The sequence below is a fragment of the Shewanella oncorhynchi genome (genome assembly GCF_030848765.1).
Classification (GTDB): Bacteria; Pseudomonadota; Gammaproteobacteria; order Enterobacterales; family Shewanellaceae; genus Shewanella; species Shewanella oncorhynchi.
The window spans coordinates 1847842-1866850 of the sequence record NZ_CP132914.1 but is presented as its reverse complement, the minus strand read 5'-3'; the positions used below and the strand labels follow the sequence as shown (position 1 = coordinate 1866850).

Genomic DNA, 19009 nt, shown 5'->3' with positions numbered 1-19009 from the left:
CTGTGGCTCAGCTAAAGCAATGCATTTAAACATGTTTGAGCGTAAAGCCATTGATAAATAGATTGATAAGATAAGGAAAAAGGTATGTCAAAGTTAAAGCTTAACCCTTATTTCGGCGAATACGGCGGCATGTATGTGCCACAGATTTTAGTGCCAGCCCTTAAGCAATTAGAAACTGCCTTTGTGGAAGCGCAGGAAGATGAAGACTTTAAAGCCGAGTTTACCGATTTATTGAAAAACTATGCGGGTCGCCCAACAGCACTGACCTTAACCCGCAATTTAAGCCCAAATCCTATGGTGAAAATCTACCTTAAACGGGAAGATTTACTCCACGGCGGCGCCCATAAAACCAACCAAGTGTTAGGCCAAGCCCTGCTGGCTAAGCGCATGGGTAAAAAAGAAATTATTGCCGAAACCGGTGCAGGACAACACGGCGTTGCCACCGCCCTTGCCTGCGCGCTATTAGGCTTAAAATGTAAAGTCTATATGGGCGCGAAAGACGTTGCGCGCCAATCACCGAACGTATTTAGAATGCGTTTGATGGGCGCGGAAGTGATCCCTGTCACCTCAGGTTCTGCCACCCTAAAAGATGCCTGTAACGAAGCGATGCGTGACTGGTCTGGCAGCTACGAAAAAGCCCACTATCTTCTAGGCACAGCTGCGGGGCCACATCCGTTCCCAACCATAGTGCGTGAATTCCAACGCATTATTGGCGAAGAAACCAAGAAGCAAATGCTTGAGCGTGAAGGTCGACTGCCCGATGCTGTTATCGCTTGTGTTGGCGGCGGTTCCAACGCTATCGGCATGTTTGCTGACTTTATCGACGAACCAAGTGTCGAACTGATTGGCGTCGAACCTGCGGGTAAAGGCATAGACACGCCAATGCACGGCGCGCCGCTTAAACACGGTAAGACTGGTATTTTCTTCGGCATGAAAGCGCCTTTGATGCAAGACAGCGAAGGGCAAATCGAAGAATCTTACTCGATTTCAGCCGGATTGGACTTCCCCTCCGTTGGCCCGCAGCACGCGCATCTTAATGCCACAGGCCGCGCCCGTTATGAATCAGCTACCGACGATGAAGCCTTAGAAGCCTTCCAACAACTGGCGCGCTGTGAAGGGATTATCCCCGCATTAGAATCGGCGCATGCTATCGCCTATGCCGTCAAAATGGCGCGCGAGTGCACCAAAGAAACCATTTTAGTGGTCAATCTTTCCGGTCGTGGCGACAAAGATATTTTCACCGTTTCTGACATTTTGAATGGTAAAGAGGAATAATAAACATGAGTGACACGTCTACCAACACTGGCCGTTACCAAGCCACCTTTGCCAGACTCAACGCCGAAGGCCGTGGCGCTTTTGTCCCCTTCGTCACCCTTGGTGATCCTAGCCCTGAGTTATCGCTAAAAATTATCGATACCTTAGTGCAAAACGGTGCCGATGCCTTAGAACTGGGCTTTCCGTTTTCCGATCCCTTGGCCGATGGCCCTGTGATCCAAGGCGCTAACCTGCGTTCTTTAGCCGCTGGCACAACTCCAACGGCGTGTTTTGAATTACTGGCGCAAGTGCGCGCTAAATATCCTGAACTTCCAATCGGTTTGCTGCTGTATGCGAACTTGGTGTTTGCTAACGGCATAGATGCGTTTTACGCCAAAGCGCAGCAAGCGGGTGTGGATTCAGTACTTATCGCCGATGTTCCAGTGGAAGAATCAGCGCCCTTTAGCGAAGCCGCTAAAGCCCATGGTATTGCGCCGATTTTTATCGCGCCGCCCAATGCTGACAGTGAAACCCTGGAGCAAGTGAGTAAAAGTGGTGAAGGTTACACCTATCTCTTATCCCGCGCAGGAGTCACAGGCACAGACACGAAAGCTGGCGTGCCGGTAGAGGAAATTTTATCTAAATTAAAAACCTTTAACGCCCCACCACCGCTCCTCGGTTTTGGTATTGCCGAGCCTTCACAGGTAAGCGCCGCCATCAAAGCGGGCGCTGCGGGGGCGATTTCTGGCTCTGCCGTAGTAAAAATTATCGAAACCCACCAGCACGATGAAGTTAAGCTACTTGCAACGCTTGGGGAATTTACTCGCGCAATGAAGGCTGCAACCTAAGCGAGTCTTGATTTAAATAATCCAATATAAATCAAGAATTCAATTACAAATAAAATAAGTGAGGTAGACTCATCGCCTCGCTTATTTTGTTTATATTTACCAAGCTCTATGTTTATTCAGCCTTTATCTCCCTCAAACATAATCTATCAAGGCAATACTGACACTCACCCAGTACTACACTGACAGCGTATTTATTTAGTCACAGTTCCTCGATAGAATGCCCTATCGAAGAAAAACGGACTTTTTATGCAGTATCGGATCTATATTCTCGAATTAACGCCTTGGGGCTGTGGTTTTGAAGGTGAAGTTGCAGGTAAATGCGATAATGGTGCGCCAATTTGGTTTTACTACCAAGGTAGCGATCAGCAGGCCGAAATTCGCTTTCCGGTTAACCAATGGGTCACAGTTGAATTGCTTGGCCGATTAGCAAGTGCCAGTCTTCAAGCTGATATGATTAAACAAACGCCACACCAGCATCTGAAATTCCCGTTGCATAACTGTCACTTTGAAGCTTCGGGACAAATCATCGACATCAGCCAAACACCCGAAGATACAATTTACCTGTTGCAATCAAATCTACCGCTCCCCTTTGATAATGAACTGGGAAAATCCCCTATCTCGCTAGGCCATTGGGTTAATGTAACAGGCGAGCTTTGGGTAACAAATTGGATGAATTAAGTCGATAAAAAAAGGTATAGTGCTAGCCTGTAACAAATCATTCGCCTGATACATATCCATTAGAGGATCCGATGACCGTTTCTAAATCTTTACCCGATAACAAACCCCGTACTTTTTTGGGAACACCCAAATTACCGGCCAAGTATGCCACTGTGGTGATGCCATTTTTTCTCTCTATTCTCATGAGTTGTATCGTTTCTGGGATCAGCACTTTCAATGGCGTTGGCGCTTCACCGCAATTTCTCGAACTCTGGCTCGGCGCTTGGCTGATCTCATGGGTTGTCGCCTTTCCGACACTGCTGATGGTGTTACCTTTGGTGCGTAAAATCACAGCTCATTTTGTCGATTTACGCTAGTTTTACGACTTAATCTTCCGATTTAACTATTTTATTTCAAAGCCGTTTTAGGACGGCTTTATCTTGAACTCCTTCTCTTATGCGTACAGCGACTAAAAATTACATCGATAATTGCTCGATCTGTTACCCTGCCCATATTCACTTAAACTAAAACAGTACGACCTACACCATACCAATCGTATTAAATCAAAGCGCTCATTGAGCCTCCTGTCCACGCTTTACAATGGATTTACACTGACCGTTTAGCGGCACCTATGTTTATTGTATAAGGATGACATGACTCCCACCTAAATCAATTTTCCTCTGCTCTCGAACCAACTCAAGCATTAATGTAACCCACTGTATTTATATCTTTTATAAAAATAGAGCTCGTAAAACCCTAAATGATATATCCCCAAAACGCTGCCTAATTATCACCCCTTTATCATTTACTTATTTGTACCATTAACCGTATCCGCCCCCCTTATTTATCAGTTAAAAGTATTAACCTACAGCTCCACTCAAATGAGAATGGTTTGCATTTGAATATTTTCACATGCTAATTTACCTACCGTTGTCGGGACAGAGACAGCAGGAAATGGCCTAAGGACTGAGCTAAAAATAGCGAGTTGATCAACGCAAGATAAATAGCCAAACAGTCTATTTTGATAACCGCATTCACTTTGATTTGTGTCCTTAGGTAACTGATTACTGGATCGGCAACGCGCAGTAGCATGTTGCCAAGGAGGCGTAAGTGAGTACACAGCAAAGGGAAATGGATCGCGAAATCTTTGATCTACTTGGCATAGGCATTGGCCCATTCAATCTTGGCCTCGCCGCCTTATCAGAACCTATTGACGGCTTTAACTGCTTATTTTTAGATGCTAAAACCAGTTTTGACTGGCATCCAGGCATGCTACTCAAATCCTCAAGATTGCAAACACCCTTTATGTCGGATCTGGTGACTATGGCCGATCCCACCAGCCGCTACAGCTACCTTAATTTTGCCAAGCAAACGGGCAGACTTTATCCCTTTTATATTCGTGAGAATTTCTTTTTACCTCGCCACGAATACAACTTGTATTGCCAATGGGTGAGCCAACAACTCAGCAACCTTAAATTTGGTTTTAAGGTCACTCAAGTGGATTACAACGCAGGTGAAAGTATTTATCGAGTTACAGGTTTTGATAGGCGCAGTGGTAAAACCCATACCTATCAATGCCGAAAGCTAGTGCTAGGCACTGGCACTGAACCTTATCTACCAAAGGATTGCCCAATCCAAGATGCACGGGTCATGCATACCGCCAGTTATATGCAGCAAAAAACCTACCTGCAGAGTCAGAGTGCCATCACAGTAATTGGTAGTGGCCAGAGTGCGGCGGAAGTGTTTTACGATCTACTGCAAGAGATTGATACTTATGGTTATCAACTCAATTGGATGACACGATCAGCGCGTTTTTATCCCTTGGAATATACCAAGCTTACTTTAGAGATGACCTCGCCAGATTATGTCGATTACTTCCACGAGTTGACCCCTAATCAAAGATGCTCACTGATCGCCAGCCAGAAACAACTCTACAAAGGGATAAATTCTGAGCTGATAAACGACATTTACGATTTGTTATATCAAAAACGCCTATTGGCCGATTTTCAATGCCGACTGATGACGAATGCGGCGCTGACTCATATCGAGCCCCAAGCCAATATGCTCAAGTTGCATTTCCACCACAATGAAAAAAATCACACCTTTGAGCAAGAAACGGGCGCCGTCATTTTAGGCACAGGTTACCACTATCGTTTACCCGAGTTTATCAGTGGTATTAAACAACAAGTCGAATTCGATGACGCCGGACAACTTAGCGTACAGCGTGATTACAGCATAGATATTCGAGGGGATATTTTTGTCCAGAATGTCGGTTTGCATACCCATGGGATAAGCTCTCCAGATCTGGGTATGGGCTGTTATCGCAACGACACTATCTTAAAAGCTGTGCTCGGTTATGCGCCCTACCACATTGAGGAACATATCGCATTTCAAACCTTCGATCCGGCCAAACTTGCCAGTCATCAGCCCTGCGGCGCCAATGCAATTAACACGCTGGATCTTAATCCAAGACATTTTCCTAAGGCGCCGCACAGAAAAACTCAAGTTGATGCGCCACAAACTATCCCTCCAACCAAGATTCCAAGTTCTGGCGCAAGTTCAACCGTGAGTTCAGGCGCGGGAACCAATATGCCGGTCTTAATGGCGCCGAACCAGGAGGCATAATAATGGCAAGCCAATTTAGCAACCATTGTTTAACGCAACTATGTTTAACGCAACTATCCGCTATTTCGAGCATTAATGGTTTCCAATTCAGAGCGTTAGACCTTACACAAGACATTCCAACACTACAGTCTTGGTTTAACCAAGATTACGCCAAGTTTTGGGGTATGCAGGGCTTGAACCTTAATGCCATAAAAAATCTGTTAGCAACTACAGAGCACAAGTTTGCCTTGATAGGTGAATGGCAGGCCAAAGCGCTATTTATGGTGGAACTCTACGATCCCGTCCACGATGAAGTCGGCCAGCACTATCGTGTTGCGCCGGGTGATTGTGGTATGCATCTGATTATCGCGCCGCCAGATGGCAAACCCGTCAGCGGCTTATCCTTGAAGGTGATGGATGCGATAGCGCAGCTCGTGCTTGAAAAACTGGCCTTTAATCGCCTGGTGGTTGAACCCGATCAACTCAATAGCAAAATTCATCGCTTAAATAGCCTAATAGGCATTCACTATGAAAAAGCGATTCAATTAAGCACTAAAACTGCTTTCCTCGGATTTTGCACTGCGGCCCAGCGCCTTCGACCATCGAGCACGCCCTCTTTGACGAGCCTAGCCCAAACAACCTTAGCCCTGCCAAGCTCAGATCAGTCAACGTCTGCTCTGCCAAACTTAGCAGAACAATACTTAGCAAGCCCAACCCTAGCAAAGCCAAGCTCGCACGCGGCATCTGCAATCTCTCCCATGACATTATCGACTCTTTAGGTGAATTAGATGAACTTACCCACAAAAGCCTTATTAATTAACCCATTGCCAACGCAAGATCATCATGATCAAGCAGTACATGCTCAACAAAGCTCGGCGCTATCGACAACATCAACTTCTATGCCGGAGCATTTAACTCCCGCCTATTGGCAAGCGGCTAATCGTCATTTAGTGAAGAAAATCCTCTGCGAATTCACCCACGAGAAGCTTATTATGCCGACCCTATACGGGCAAAAAGCGGGGCTCAATCACTATGAACTCAGGCTCAAAGACAGCACTTATTATTTTAGTGCACGGCACTATCAGCTAGATCATCTTGCGATTGATGCCGATACCATCCGCGTTTCACTTGCAGGACAAGAGCAAACCCTCGATGCGATGTCGCTGATCATTTCCCTTAAAAATGACTTAGGGATCAGTGAAACCTTACTGCCCACGTATTTAGAGGAAATCACTAGCACCCTTTACAGTAAGGCATACAAGTTAGCGCATCAGGCGATTCCCGCAGCCACGCTAGCGCGAGCCGATTATCAAAGCATAGAAGCGGGTATGACAGAAGGTCATCCGGTGTTTATTGCCAATAATGGCCGGATTGGTTTTGATATGCAGGATTACCGTCAATTTGCCCCAGAAAGCGCGATGCCGATGCAGTTAGTCTGGCTTGGAGTTCGCAAAAACAAAACCACGTTTGCCGCCCTCGAAAACTTGAGTCACGACGCATTATTAAAGAAGGAGCTTGGCCAGCAGTTCGATGATTTTCAGCAGCATCTTAAAACCCAGCAGCATGATCCACAGGACTTCTACTTTATGCCTGTGCATCCTTGGCAGTGGCGCGAAAAAATCGCCCGCGTCTTTGCCGGCGACATAGCCCGCGGCGATCTGGTTTATCTTGGTGAAGGCAATGAGCAATACCAAGTGCAGCAATCGATACGCACTTTCTTCAATCTTGCATCACCGCAAAAGTGCTATGTCAAAACCGCGCTTTCTATCCTTAATATGGGCTTTATGCGTGGTCTATCGCCCCTTTACATGAGCTGCACACCGCAAATTAATGCGTGGGTTGCAAACTTGGTTGAAAACGATCCTTACTTTGCCCAACAAGGCTTTGTGATCCTTAAGGAAATTGCCGCCATAGGTTACCACCACCATTATTACGAACAGGCGCTCACCCAAGATAGCGCCTACAAAAAAATGCTCTCTGCCCTGTGGCGCGAAAGCCCACTGCCACACATTGAGCCTAAACAAAATCTGATGACCATGGCTGCGCTACTGCATACGGATCATGAAGATAAGGCCCTTATTGCAGCCTTGATAGCCGCCTCAGGCTTACCAGCAAAGGATTGGGTCAGTCGCTACTTAAACCTGTATTTATCGCCGCTGTTACATGCCTTTTTTGCCTACGATCTGGTCTTTATGCCGCACGGGGAAAACCTGATCTTAGTGCTCGATGAATACGTGCCAGTCAAGATTTTAATGAAAGACATAGGTGAAGAAGTCGCGGTACTCAATGGCGCGAAGCCGCTACCTGATGATGTAAAACGCCTTGCAGTAAGCCTTGAAGAAGAGATGAAGCTTAACTACATCTTACTGGATATTTTTGACTGTATTTTCCGCTATTTAGCACCGCTGCTCGATAAGCAAACCAGTGTCAGTGAAAGCCAATTCTGGGAGTTAGTGGCGGACAATGTACGTGATTACCAAGCCCAGCATCCACATTTGGCCGACAAGTTTGCCCAATACGATCTGTTTAAGGACAGCTTTGTACGCACGTGTCTCAATCGTATCCAATTGAATAATAACCAGCAAATGATAGACCTCGCCGACAGGGAGAAAAACCTGCGTTTCGCCGGTGGCATCGACAATCCCTTGGCGGCCTTTAGACAAAGCCATGCCTTTAAGCGCCCTATGCTTAGCAGCGCTGAGCAAAGGACACGTTAACACACCACAAAGTGGATAACCCCGAAACTTTAGCATGGGCCAATGTTGGCCCAGCTTGTTTAACCCCCAACCTAAACGGAATTAAAGATCAACATTATGAAGACTTTTCCTCTCTCCAGCATCGCACTCGTCTGTCGGCAAGCCCTCGTTAACCCGAAGCTATTGCTGTGCTCAGCCATGTTAGCCACGGTTCCCCATGCCACAGCTGACACTGTCGATGCGGATAGTAAAACTAAAAAGCACCAGAAAGAAATTGAAGTCATCAATGTCATTGGCGCTAAGGATTTACACGACAACCGTTATAAAACCCAAGCGATGAACACGGCAACAGGGCTCGATTTATCCTATCTAGAAACGCCGCAGTCGGTCACGTCTATCACCCGCCAGATGATGAACGATCAACAGCTTAATAGTGTCATTGATGCCATGACCAGCGTCGCGGGGATCAATGCCCGCCCAATGGATAACGACAGATACAGTATTAGTGCCCGCGGCATTGCCGTGACCAGTATTTTGTACGATGGTGTGCCAACCACCTACGATACCCGCTTCAACTATGGAGATAATCTGATCGACACCGCCATCTACGAGCGAGTAGAAGTGGTACGCGGCGCGACTGGCCTCATGACGGGAGCTGGTAACCCCTCGGCGGCCATTAACCTTATCCGTAAGCGCCCAACTCAAGAGTTTATGGGCAGCACATCGGTAAGTGTGGGCTCATGGAATAATGTGCGCGGTATGGTCGATCTTTCGAGCGGCTTAAATGACTCAGGGTCGGTGCGCGGTCGCGTAGTAGCCGCCTATCAGGATAAGGATTCGTTCCAAGACAGATACGAGCAACAGCGCACCACCTTATACGGCATAGTCGAAACCGATATTGGCGATAGCACCTTGTTCACCCTAGGGGTTGATTACCAAGATGCCACACCGAGCGGCACTATGTCGGGCGGTTTACCACTTTTTTACAGTGACGGCAGCCGCACTAACTATGATCGCGCCACTTCAACTGCGCCCGATTGGGGCTCGGCGCATACCCAAGGCCTCAACACCTTTGCAAGTCTCGAGCACAGATTTGATAATGGCTGGAACCTAAAAGGGACTTACACCTATGGCGATAACTCACTTGAGTTCGATGTGCTATGGGCCACCGGCTATCCCGATCCTGTAACCAATATCGGCGCAACAGCAGGCTCTATCGCCTATGTCGACGGCAGTCGCACCCAACACAATGTGGATTTACGCGCCGAAGGACAATTCCAACTCTTTGGTCAGGAACATCAATTGATGTTTGGCTGGAATGGCCAACGCCAAGAGTTCGCCAATCCCTACTATAATCCCACAGTAAAGGCGCCACCACTGGGAGATTTTCGCGATCCGAACTTCCAGTACCCTAAACCTCAATGGCAAGATACCTCAGACACTGGCTCATCTGGCGAAACCAAACAGAGTGCAGCCTATGTGGCGACGCAGCTTAATCTCAGCGACGCCTTAGCAGTCCTCGTCGGATTACGCCTCAATGAGTGGGAAACCGACCAAGATAACTTTAAAAGCCTATACAATTTCAACATCAGCAACGAACTCACCACTTACTTCGGCCTCACATACGCTCTGACCGAGCAATATTCGCTTTATGCCAGCTATACCGACATTTTTGCGCCGCAAACTAAACAAAGAATCGATAAAAGCTATCTAGATCCGGTCAAAGGGAAAAACTACGAAGGTGGGATTAAGGCGAGCCTGTTCGATGAGGCTTTAGATATGTCGCTATCGGTGTTTGAGATCAGGCAAGACAATCTTGGAATCAGCACTGGCGATGTGATCCCAGGAACCACAACGCAAGTGTATGAAGGCGTAAACGGTACAAAAACACAGGGATTCGAATTTGAATCAACAGGTAAAATCACTGATGACTGGAATGTTTACTTAGGCTACACCCAGTTCACCACCGAAGATCCTAAGGGCAAACGCATCAATACCACATCACCACGTCAGCAGTTAAAACTCTTCACCACTTATACCTTTGGTGGTGATTGGCATAAATTGCAAATTGGTGCAGGGGTTAACTGGCAGAGCCGCGTCTACCAAGAGGCTGATAAACCGGTAGGCAATAGTATAGACACGATTAGAGTCGAAGTCGAGCAAGGCTCCTATGCACTGGCGAGTCTGATGGCAAGTTACGCCTTCACCGAGCAACTTAAGCTTAGCGCCAACCTGCACAACGCCTTAGATAAAACCTACTACAGCCAAGTCGGTCAATACAGCCAATTCCAATACGGTACGCCGCGCAGTGCCAGCTTAACCTTGGACTATCGCTTCTAAGTCAGACTTTTATTGAGATAGTTCGAAAACCCTTGTGAGCCTAAATCTTGGGCTCACAAGGTCCTCATCTATCGGACTTATCAATAATAGCGGCAATCAATCACAGCCATTAAGGAGTCACTATGGCAAGCCAACGAGGAGACACCAGACGGCAACGATTGCGTGAGACCTCGCTCAGCCAAGACGGTTTGAATCAAACCATTTTGACACTCAATCAGCTGTTACATGAACGCGCGCCCTTCTATGGCGAGCACTTTAGCGCAACGTCCTCACCCACGGGACTCAGTTTCGATGAGTGGAGCTGCGCCGATACCTATCAAACACTGCTAGCGCGTTTTGCCATAGCGCACCCTAGCGCCGAAACTCAGACTGAAACTAAAACCGAAAACGAAACCGAGACGGATAAAACAGCTGCAACCAGCCGAACGCCTGCTTTCGCCAGTAAAAGCGCTTTGGTCAGTAAAAGCGCTGCGACCAATCGAAAAGACACTCGCAAAGCGCTGCATTCACTTTGGGGCCAATGGTATTTCGGCCTCTTAGTTCCGCCTATGATGGAATGGATTTTCAATGCCCCAAAAACCGATGTAGAGACTCTTCACTGGCAGCCACAATCCGTGTTTATGCAGGTACACCCCAGTGGCCGAGTGGCCAAATTTGAATTTAAAATCGCAAAATACCAGCCAATTACCGCTTTGACCTTTAAAAAACATCACGGCATCGAGACACTTTCCCAAACCAACACTAAGCCAAGTATCAAGATAGACACTGAGGTACACTCGCCATTAAGCCCATATAAGCCGCCAGTTGATAAAGAACTTGTCCTACAAGGTTTTATCTTAAACTTACTGCAGCCGAGTGTTGAGCGCCTGCTCACTCTGAGCCCTGTACCCGCCAAGTTATATTGGAGCCACTTAGGCTATCTTATCCACTGGTATCTTGGGGAGCTGGGACTCACTGAGCAGCACAGTCAGCAATTGAAACAAGCCCTGTTTCGCAGCACGACCTTTTTAGATGGCAGCACAAATCCGCTGTATAACAGCATTAACTTACTCATCGAACCAGAGCAAGATAGCGCAACACCGAACACAGTTGCGAGAATAGTAACGAGTACAGCATCGCGCTCAAAACCGAGCCCCAAAATCCACTGCATTCGCCGTACTTGCTGCTTAAGGTATCAACTCGCCAACACAGGCCAATGCCACGATTGCCCGCTGTTAAGTCGTGCAAAGGTTAATGTCAACGCCGCCAAGCCAACGTGAAGCGAGCTTATAAGATTAAATCGGTTTAATGGGCAAGATCGCAATCCTAGGCCCATGATGCTTTTGCCCTTATGTTGCACATGCTACACTCAAGCCCATGTCTCTTTAACACGATTAATTATGAAACAACTGCTTGATTTCCTGCCCCTCGTCATCTTTTTTGCTGTCTATAAATTTTTCGATATTTATATCGCCAGCGGCGCATTGATCGCAGCCACCGCGCTTCAATTGATCGTGACCTATGCGCTATATAAGAAACTTGAAAAGATGCACTTAATCACCTTTGCTATGGTGACAGTGTTTGGCACACTCACTTTAGTGTTCCACGATGATTCTTTTATCAAGTGGAAAGTGACCATCATCTACAGCTTGTTTGCCATAGCCTTAGGTGTCAGCCAATTGCTCAATAAATCGATATTAAAGTCGATGTTAGGCAAAGAAATGCAAGTAGAAGACAAGATTTGGGCTCGCGTAACTTGGTATTGGGTCGTCTTCTTCGCCAGCTGCGGCCTAGTCAATATCTATGTCGCCTTTAGTTTGCCATTAGAAACTTGGGTCAATTTTAAAGTGTTTGGTTTAACCGCTTTAACCTTGATTAATACTGTCCTGACCGTATTTTATCTTTATAAACACCTTCCCGAAGATCAACGCAAGGAACTCAAATAATGTGGTATATGATTTCAGCTCAAGATTTTGAGAACAGTTTAGAAAAACGTTTAGCAGCTCGCCCTGCCCATTTAGCTCGCCTGCAAGCCCTCGCCGATGAAGGTCGTTTACTGATCGCTGGCCCACATCCAGCCATTGACAGCGAAAACCCAGGTGACGCTGGCTTTAGTGGTTCACTGGTTGTCGCCGATTTTGAATCCTTAGTGGCAGCAAAACACTGGGCCGATGCCGATCCTTATATCGAAGCGGGCGTGTATAAAAGCGTGGTCGTTAAACCTTTCAAACGAGTCCTGCCCTAATGAAAATAGTGTCCTTTAACATCAATGGTCTGCGCGCGCGCTTGCATCAATTACAAGCCTTGATCGACAGCCACCAGCCCGATATTATCGGCCTGCAAGAAACCAAAGTACACGACGAAGCGTTTCCATTAGCCGACGTCGAAGCCATGGGATATCAAGTGCATTACCACGGCGGCAAGGCCCACTATGGCGTGGCCATGTTGTCTAAAGTCGCGCCAGAAAAGCTGCAAAAAGGTTTTCCAACTGATGACGAAGATGCCCAGCGCCGCATGATTATCGGCACATTTACCCAAGCGAATGGTCGTCCGTTAACCGTATTCAACGGCTATTTCCCCCAGGGCGAAAGCATAGATCACCCAACAAAATATCCTGCTAAACGTAAGTTTTATCAGGACTTAATGCACTACTTGCAGACAAATCACAGCAACGATGAAGATATCGCCATCATAGGTGACATCAATATTTCACCGACCGATTTAGACATAGGCATAGGTGAAGTCAATCGTAAGCGTTGGCTAAAAACCGGCAAATGTAGCTTCCAACCGGAAGAACGTGAGTGGTTGAAAACCTTGCAAGACTGGGGTTTAGTCGACACTTTCCGTCAATTACACCCAGAGCGCATCGAACGTTATTCTTGGTTCGATTACCGCAGTAAAGGGTTCGATGACAACCGCGGCCTACGTATTGATGTGATTTTAGCAACGCCTTCACTGGCAGCACGTTTAGTCGAATCCGATGTCGATTACGATCTTCGCGGCATAGATAAACCCTCAGACCACGCGCCCATCTGGAGCACGTTCAAAGAGGCCTAATCCGCAGGGTTAACCATCTCATAGACATAAAAACATCGGCCTAAGCCGATGTTTTTTTATGGGCGAAACATATTTCATCTTTGTCGTTCGATGAATAGTCAATGAGTCAGGCTTGATACTGAACGTAATTCACTTTTGGACAGATATGTCTTGAAGACGAGTGTTTGGGGACCAATAATTTTAGTTGTGAGGAGTTTAGCGTTTGCTGATATCCACTCACACATGCTTGCCATGGTATTTGCTCGTCGACTCGCAGCCAGTCCATCCGTGAATGCTCGACCGCCCCATCTGATGTGAAAGGATTCACAAATGCCGCGATGGCATGGACGCCAAAGAGCGGCTATGGGGCGGACGGTCGTCTCGCAAATCACCAAGGCTCACCTGTTTAGCATTGGTGAAACCTGTTTGTTTTAAAGAAATAGGTAGTATGCTTTGGGACAAAAGCGTGTTAGGTCATCAGCTATAACAGGTGAATTTCGCATAGAAATTTCTATGGTGTAACGCCTTGCGCAGCTGCATTTTTGGAGTAGAAGCTTTTGTGTTATCAAACAAAAAAGAAGGAACGGAAAAATTTCAGATACAGCAATTTGTTATGTTCGCATTCTGATAATACTATCAACATATTGACGGACCATTATTCAACTTTCACATAGAAGCAATTACATTTACAACTGAAAAGACCAATTTGAGGATCTTTAGGTGTAACTCCCTTACGTTTAGCTTGTGAGTTAGCAACTTCTACAGCGTGCTTAATCTCATTAATTTCTTTGCTAGATAGCCTTCTCGTATGCCCATGTACAGGACATCGTTCTCGTTCTCCATCACCCGATATTCGCTCTCCTGACATATCGATGCCCTCTTTCTAATTTCTACCGCTTTAAACATAACGCCACCAGCAACTGCCGGAGTGAGTTGGAAGCTTTTTTACGTCTTTTTTGCAAAAAAGAAGACAGTTTACGGAGGTCAGATTGACTGGCCTTGTTAAACATTTTAGAAATTGAGCGAATAACCACTGGAAACCCACTCATTGAAATTTTCCGCCAACAATACCATAGACTCTTTCGTTAAATCGCCGAAAGGTACCCTATAAACTGGCCAGTCTTCTGAACTTATATTATGTGTGGTATCGAAGACAATTGACTCTCCCCCACCATCTGAACCAATAGCAACCAACCCAGGCAAGTATTGCTCGTAGCAATAGGCTTCTGTTAATTCGGATATCTCTTTAGCGCTCCAGAGCACAACTGAGTCATCTGGTTCTTGCACGCCAATCGGAGTTTCTGCCCCATTAGTTTCAAGCAAGAACTTCTTATACTCACTCGGAAGATCTGTTCCTAACCATTTCTCAAGAGCCTGAATTTCTTCAGCACTTGCTGGATTTTCCGGATATTCGAATTTATCTCGATATTTGCTCATAATGCTTAACGCCCATTTAAGGGGCTGATAATCGTTTGCTAAAATTGTGTAGCGAAGCGAAGTCGAGCAAACTGTTAGCAGTCCCGCTTTAAATGCTTGTATGGGTTAACGTTTGGCTAAGGGGCAGGCTTTAACCCATCACTGAGAGCGGAGCGAACGATTTGAACCACTATTTAGGCTATCACAGTTACTCAAGGTCTACACAAACCTGCTTGTGCCATGCAGAAAGATTCGGCCATTCTTCCTTAGTGCTGCCGTTGTGAGACCAATAAATTATCTCACCCGTCTTTGCTATGCAGAAATAGTCGCCATTATCCTCGATGAATGGCAAAAGGTCTCTTGGAAGACCAATGACATTCCAGGCTGTTTCAGCAATGTCAAAGATATCAAGATGACCAGAGCCAGGTAAAATTACCGCAGGCTCAAAGGTAGCGTTTGCAACATCGCTGCCAGACTTCAAAAATGATCGGTAGTCGTCATGAAAACTGATGCCCAGTTTGCTTTCAGCGCTGGTTATTTCGGTATCTGTCGGGTTTCGAAATGGATCGTTATTCATAATTATTGTTGCCTAACGTTAAGCGGCGTCCCAAGCCAATTTTAATTGACCGAGGCGAACAAGTGATACTCTGGTGAGCGTTTATCATCAACGAACAATTTAAAATTGCTTGATATTTTTCTTAAATATTTCCGATAAAGGTTAACACAATCAGCCATATAGAAACCATCAATTTCCCCAAATTCTATTTTTACAAAACACAGATTTCCACCGCCAACCACAGTGAAATACCCTCCGCAAAAAGGACATTTTCAGACATAACTTTCTCCCCTGAAATCTATGACCGTCAATTTAGATAATGTCACGCTGATAGAACGGAATGGGGCAATATAACTAGGGTCTGTTGATCTTTGCTGTACAAATGTTGTTCAGCAATACATCGGCAGCCACATTAACATAAACGCCAGTGACACCATACTGGCGTAATTTCTTGCTAGCTTGTCATATCTTGTTGATATTGCTCGATAGTGCTTAATTCTTCCAAAAGCATTCTCCACTAAATGTCGATACCGATATAAGCACCAATCGACTCTTTCTTGAGGTGTATTCTTATAGCGGCGCCTTGGAATAACAGATTTCCCGCCTTTATTTGCGATAAGTTCACGAAAAGCATCGCTGTCATAACCTTTATCTGCAATGACGGTATCAACCTGCTTCAGGTGCTCAATTAAGCTGGGGGCGTGTGTAATATCGTGTTTTTGGCCTTCTGATAATTCGAAATAAATCGGTAATCCTCCGCTGTCGACGGCTAAGTGAATTTTGGTTGAATTACCGCCTCGACTTTTACCAATACTCTCATTACTTAGCGTCGCGGCACCTGCACTGTGCTGGTGAGCCCGCACTATCGAGCCATCAATAAAGACCCATTCTATATCAGCAAGGTTGGCTAAGGCCTTGAATAAATGTGCTAGAACGCCTTTCTTAGACCATAAATGAAACCGTCTAAAGACCGTGCTCCAATGACCGAACTCTTTAGGTAAATCTCGCCAAGGGATACCTGTTCTAAGGCGGTAAAGAATACCTTCGAATGTTTGTCTATGTTCAGGTTTGTCATAAACACGGCCTGTGCTTTTCATTAAATGAAATAGCTTTTCCCAGCGTGCATCGGTTAGCATAAGTCTTGGCATGGCTTGAGGTTATGGTTACTTTTGGCGAAGCAAATTATAACGTCTTGCCATGCTGTCTAAAAATTACTCTCGAAAGATCAACAGACCCTAAATAGTTCTTTGGGTACTTCCAAATTAAAATGGCGGAAATCTACGATTTCCGCCATTGTCTGATGATACGTTACTACTTAACATGAGACTCAGTATCGGGCGTTATTACTCTCCTACCCATGCTGAAAACTGGCAATGCCGACGACTCACCTTGAAGGTGAACATTAGCTAGTATGATACTGCTTTAAAATCCCATCTAACTCGACCGAGGCATGGTGCAGATCATTGGCTAAGGTCACACTGCGCTGGGCTGTTTGTTTGATAGTTTCCGACTGATGGCGGATTTCATTCAATTGTCCGGCAATGTCGCGAGCGGCGACACTCTGCTCTTCCGCCGAGGCGGCAATTTGGCTGCTCATATCAAATACCGCATTGACCGATTGCGCCATGCCTTGAACATCATCACCGACGGCGATAATCGCACTGCGACCTTCATCGGCCTGATCGACTATTTCCATGGTAATGCTAGATAAACGACTCGTGCCAGATTGTAAGCCTTCAATCATGGCCTGAATTTCTACCGTGGCCTGTTGAGTTCGACCCGCTAAGGTACGCACTTCATCGGCTACCACAGCAAAGCCACGACCTTGCTCACCGGCACGGGCCGCTTCAATGGCCGCATTTAAGGCTAATAAATTGGTTTGCTGGGAAATACTGTTAATGGTTGTGACCACGGCATCAATACTCGCCGCATCCTTAGACAATTGTTCCACCGATGAAAACGCCGCGCCAATCTTAGTTGAGAGTAAACCAATGCTTTCCACTGTGTGGCTAATACGCCCACGACTGGCCAACATTTGGCTTGAATTTTCTTTGGTTTGCAACGAAGTATTACTCGCATTAACAGAGACTTCTTCAATCGCTGAGGTCATTTGCGCCATCGCCACGGCAACGGAATCGAGGAATTGATGTTGGAACCCAATCAGTTTATCACTGGTGGCCGCCTGTTGATTAAATTCATCGGATGCCAATGATAAGGTCTGTGCATTTTTGCCAATAGCTGACACCATTTCACTCATATTGTCGGCGCAGCGATCGATTTCCCGCGCTATCAAACTGAAATCGTCAGTACCAAAGAAGTTTAATCTAAAGCTCAAATCACCATCGGCTAAGCGTTTGATGGCTAAGTACATGTCCCATAATCCACCACCGAGTGAAGTCGAAATCCAGTAACTCAGTTGGAATAAAGGCAACAAACCCACTAACGCTAACCAGAACATAAAGTTAGCATCGCTACGCGCATCGGCTTCCCACTCATGGACATTCTGCGTCAGTTGTAAGGCTTGGCCTGACACACTGGCGCTGGCCGTCACTTTATCCCCTTGACGCTGCGCATCACTTTGCCTTGAAGTTACAGTTAACCCGTATTGGCTGGCAAATTGAGATAAGGCGTCAGCTTGTAGCTTTTGCGCCATTGCAACTTGCGCTAGGGTATCGACGCTAGCTTGAACCCGAGCGATAGAGGCCTGCTCAAGGTTACGGTGCGCATGTTGATAGTTGACAAGCGCCACGGCGGCCGTGATCAGCGCCACCATAGAACACACTACCCAAAATTTTCCGTTGAGACTGAACTTGATCAATATGGCATCAATGGTACGAAACTGGATTTGTTTCATCTTGATAATTCCTAAGAACAAAATGCTATTTGGCACTAAATCAGCAGTATAGCTCAGATTGCCACGACAACTATGTCAGTCATAAGATCTGAGCAGGTATTATGCTAATCCGTGCTAGCAACTTGGTTACGTGTGGCGGCAGACCACTTTTGTGTCAGAGTAACCAACTGCCCCGTTAACAGGCTCATGCTAAAACCTAATAAGCCACCAATGATCAACGACGGCACGACATTGGCCACATCACCCGCCATAGCAAAGGTAGTGCAACAGCCAATAAATGCGCCGGGAATAAAGCTAAGCTTTTGATAACTTGCCTGTAAACACATGGCCGAAGTGGCTATGCCGGTAAAAATATACCCAAATACGGGCGAAATAAAAAAGCTGCTACCCGAGATAATGAGCCAAGCCCAAAATACACCGGACAGGTTTGTGCACCACGCCATCATCACGCCCTGAAAGCCAGCCTTAGGTTGAGCAAAAAAAGTGCTACAACCTAAAAAGCCGATCCAAGTGACCAGATGAAAAGCATCTGCGACGCCACACCAAATAGCCGCCAATAGGCCGGCAGAAATAGCGACTTGCCAACGATTTTCCATGGATGACCCCTTTAGTAATTCTATTCACGGAAGTTTAATACCCTTGGGCGCTCTAAAATGTGTATTTTGAGGTAGCTTGGGTAAACATATTGGTTAAATTACCTCTATTTTGGTAACAAAAACCTGATCTATTGCTAATTTTCGGCATTAATGCCCGTAAAATCGCTAACAAG

The 19009-nt window shown here is 46.2% G+C and carries 17 protein-coding genes; 12 read left to right on the top strand and 5 right to left on the bottom strand.

The genetic code is table 11. The features are described from left to right. The first annotated feature begins 84 nt into the window (after window positions 1-84). The 12 genes from trpB (at window position 85) to xthA (ending at window position 13435) form a co-directional block, all read left to right on the top strand. Window positions 85-1275, top strand: coding sequence for a tryptophan synthase subunit beta (gene trpB, locus RA178_RS08445; protein WP_105252117.1), 1191 nt, complete (start codon window positions 85-87; stop codon window positions 1273-1275). A 5-nt stretch (window positions 1276-1280) separates the two neighbouring features. Further along, the gene (trpA, locus tag RA178_RS08440; RefSeq protein WP_263266099.1) at window positions 1281-2102 is read left to right on the top strand and encodes a tryptophan synthase subunit alpha; all 822 of its coding nucleotides are present in this window, start codon (window positions 1281-1283) and stop codon (window positions 2100-2102) included. Between the two features lie 246 nt (window positions 2103-2348). Continuing rightward, window positions 2349-2780 carry a glycerate kinase gene (locus tag RA178_RS08435; protein WP_105252115.1) on the top strand — a complete coding sequence of 144 codons (432 nt, stop codon included), beginning with the start codon at window positions 2349-2351 and terminating at the stop codon, window positions 2778-2780. A 71-nt stretch (window positions 2781-2851) separates the two neighbouring features. Next, window positions 2852-3136, top strand: a complete 285-nt coding sequence (locus RA178_RS08430; protein ID WP_263211476.1) for a DUF2798 domain-containing protein — start codon at window positions 2852-2854, stop codon at window positions 3134-3136. Between the two features lie 733 nt (window positions 3137-3869). Continuing rightward, a complete protein-coding gene (locus RA178_RS08425; RefSeq protein ID WP_306685123.1) occupies window positions 3870-5384 on the top strand; it encodes a lysine N(6)-hydroxylase/L-ornithine N(5)-oxygenase family protein in 1515 nt (504 codons plus the stop codon). Between the two features lie 2 nt (window positions 5385-5386). Continuing rightward, entirely contained in the window at window positions 5387-6142 is a 756-nt protein-coding gene (locus RA178_RS08420) for a GNAT family N-acetyltransferase (RefSeq protein WP_306685122.1), read from the top strand. A 9-nt stretch (window positions 6143-6151) separates the two neighbouring features. Then, window positions 6152-8080, top strand: coding sequence for an IucA/IucC family protein (locus RA178_RS08415; RefSeq protein WP_306685121.1), 1929 nt, complete (start codon window positions 6152-6154; stop codon window positions 8078-8080). A 96-nt stretch (window positions 8081-8176) separates the two neighbouring features. Further along, window positions 8177-10399 carry a TonB-dependent siderophore receptor gene (locus tag RA178_RS08410; protein ID WP_306685119.1) on the top strand — a complete coding sequence of 741 codons (2223 nt, stop codon included), beginning with the start codon at window positions 8177-8179 and terminating at the stop codon, window positions 10397-10399. Between the two features lie 122 nt (window positions 10400-10521). Then, the gene (locus RA178_RS08405; protein ID WP_306685117.1) at window positions 10522-11658 is read left to right on the top strand and encodes an IucA/IucC family C-terminal-domain containing protein; all 1137 of its coding nucleotides are present in this window, start codon (window positions 10522-10524) and stop codon (window positions 11656-11658) included. A gap of 120 nt (window positions 11659-11778) precedes the next feature. After that, complete coding sequence (locus RA178_RS08400; RefSeq protein ID WP_012587356.1) at window positions 11779-12324, top strand: septation protein A; 546 nt, start codon at window positions 11779-11781, stop codon at window positions 12322-12324. Beyond that, on the top strand, window positions 12324-12623 hold the full coding sequence (locus RA178_RS08395) for a YciI family protein (protein ID WP_006082200.1): 300 nt from the start codon (window positions 12324-12326) through the stop codon (window positions 12621-12623). The genes RA178_RS08400 and RA178_RS08395 overlap by 1 nt, the downstream gene beginning before the upstream one ends. Further along, entirely contained in the window at window positions 12623-13435 is an 813-nt protein-coding gene (gene xthA, locus RA178_RS08390; protein ID WP_107404273.1) for an exodeoxyribonuclease III, read from the top strand. Before RA178_RS08395 ends, xthA begins: the two co-directional genes overlap by 1 nt. A 990-nt stretch (window positions 13436-14425) precedes the next feature. On the opposite strand, the gene RA178_RS08385 is transcribed toward xthA, so the two are convergent. The 5 genes from RA178_RS08385 to RA178_RS08365 all read right to left on the bottom strand — a co-directional run bounded on the left by RA178_RS08385 (window position 14426) and on the right by RA178_RS08365 (window position 18836). Beyond that, on the bottom strand, window positions 14426-14851 hold the full coding sequence (locus tag RA178_RS08385) for an SMI1/KNR4 family protein (protein WP_198572796.1): 426 nt from the start codon (window positions 14849-14851) through the stop codon (window positions 14426-14428). Between the two features lie 187 nt (window positions 14852-15038). Then, window positions 15039-15407: an SMI1/KNR4 family protein gene (locus RA178_RS08380; protein ID WP_263173836.1), complete on the bottom strand. Its 369-nt coding sequence runs from the start codon at window positions 15405-15407 to the stop codon at window positions 15039-15041. A 368-nt stretch (window positions 15408-15775) separates the two neighbouring features. Continuing rightward, window positions 15776-16534 (bottom strand): IS5-like element ISSod6 family transposase, encoded by a 759-nt coding sequence (locus RA178_RS08375; RefSeq protein WP_011071076.1) that lies wholly within the window; start codon window positions 16532-16534, stop codon window positions 15776-15778. Window positions 16535-16788: 254 nt separating this feature from the next. After that, a complete protein-coding gene (locus RA178_RS08370; protein ID WP_113940729.1) occupies window positions 16789-18240 on the bottom strand; it encodes a methyl-accepting chemotaxis protein in 1452 nt (483 codons plus the stop codon). 104 nt (window positions 18241-18344) lie between these two features. Further along, complete coding sequence (locus tag RA178_RS08365; protein ID WP_113940728.1) at window positions 18345-18836, bottom strand: DUF1097 domain-containing protein; 492 nt, start codon at window positions 18834-18836, stop codon at window positions 18345-18347. Between the last annotated feature and the right edge of the window lie 173 nt (window positions 18837-19009).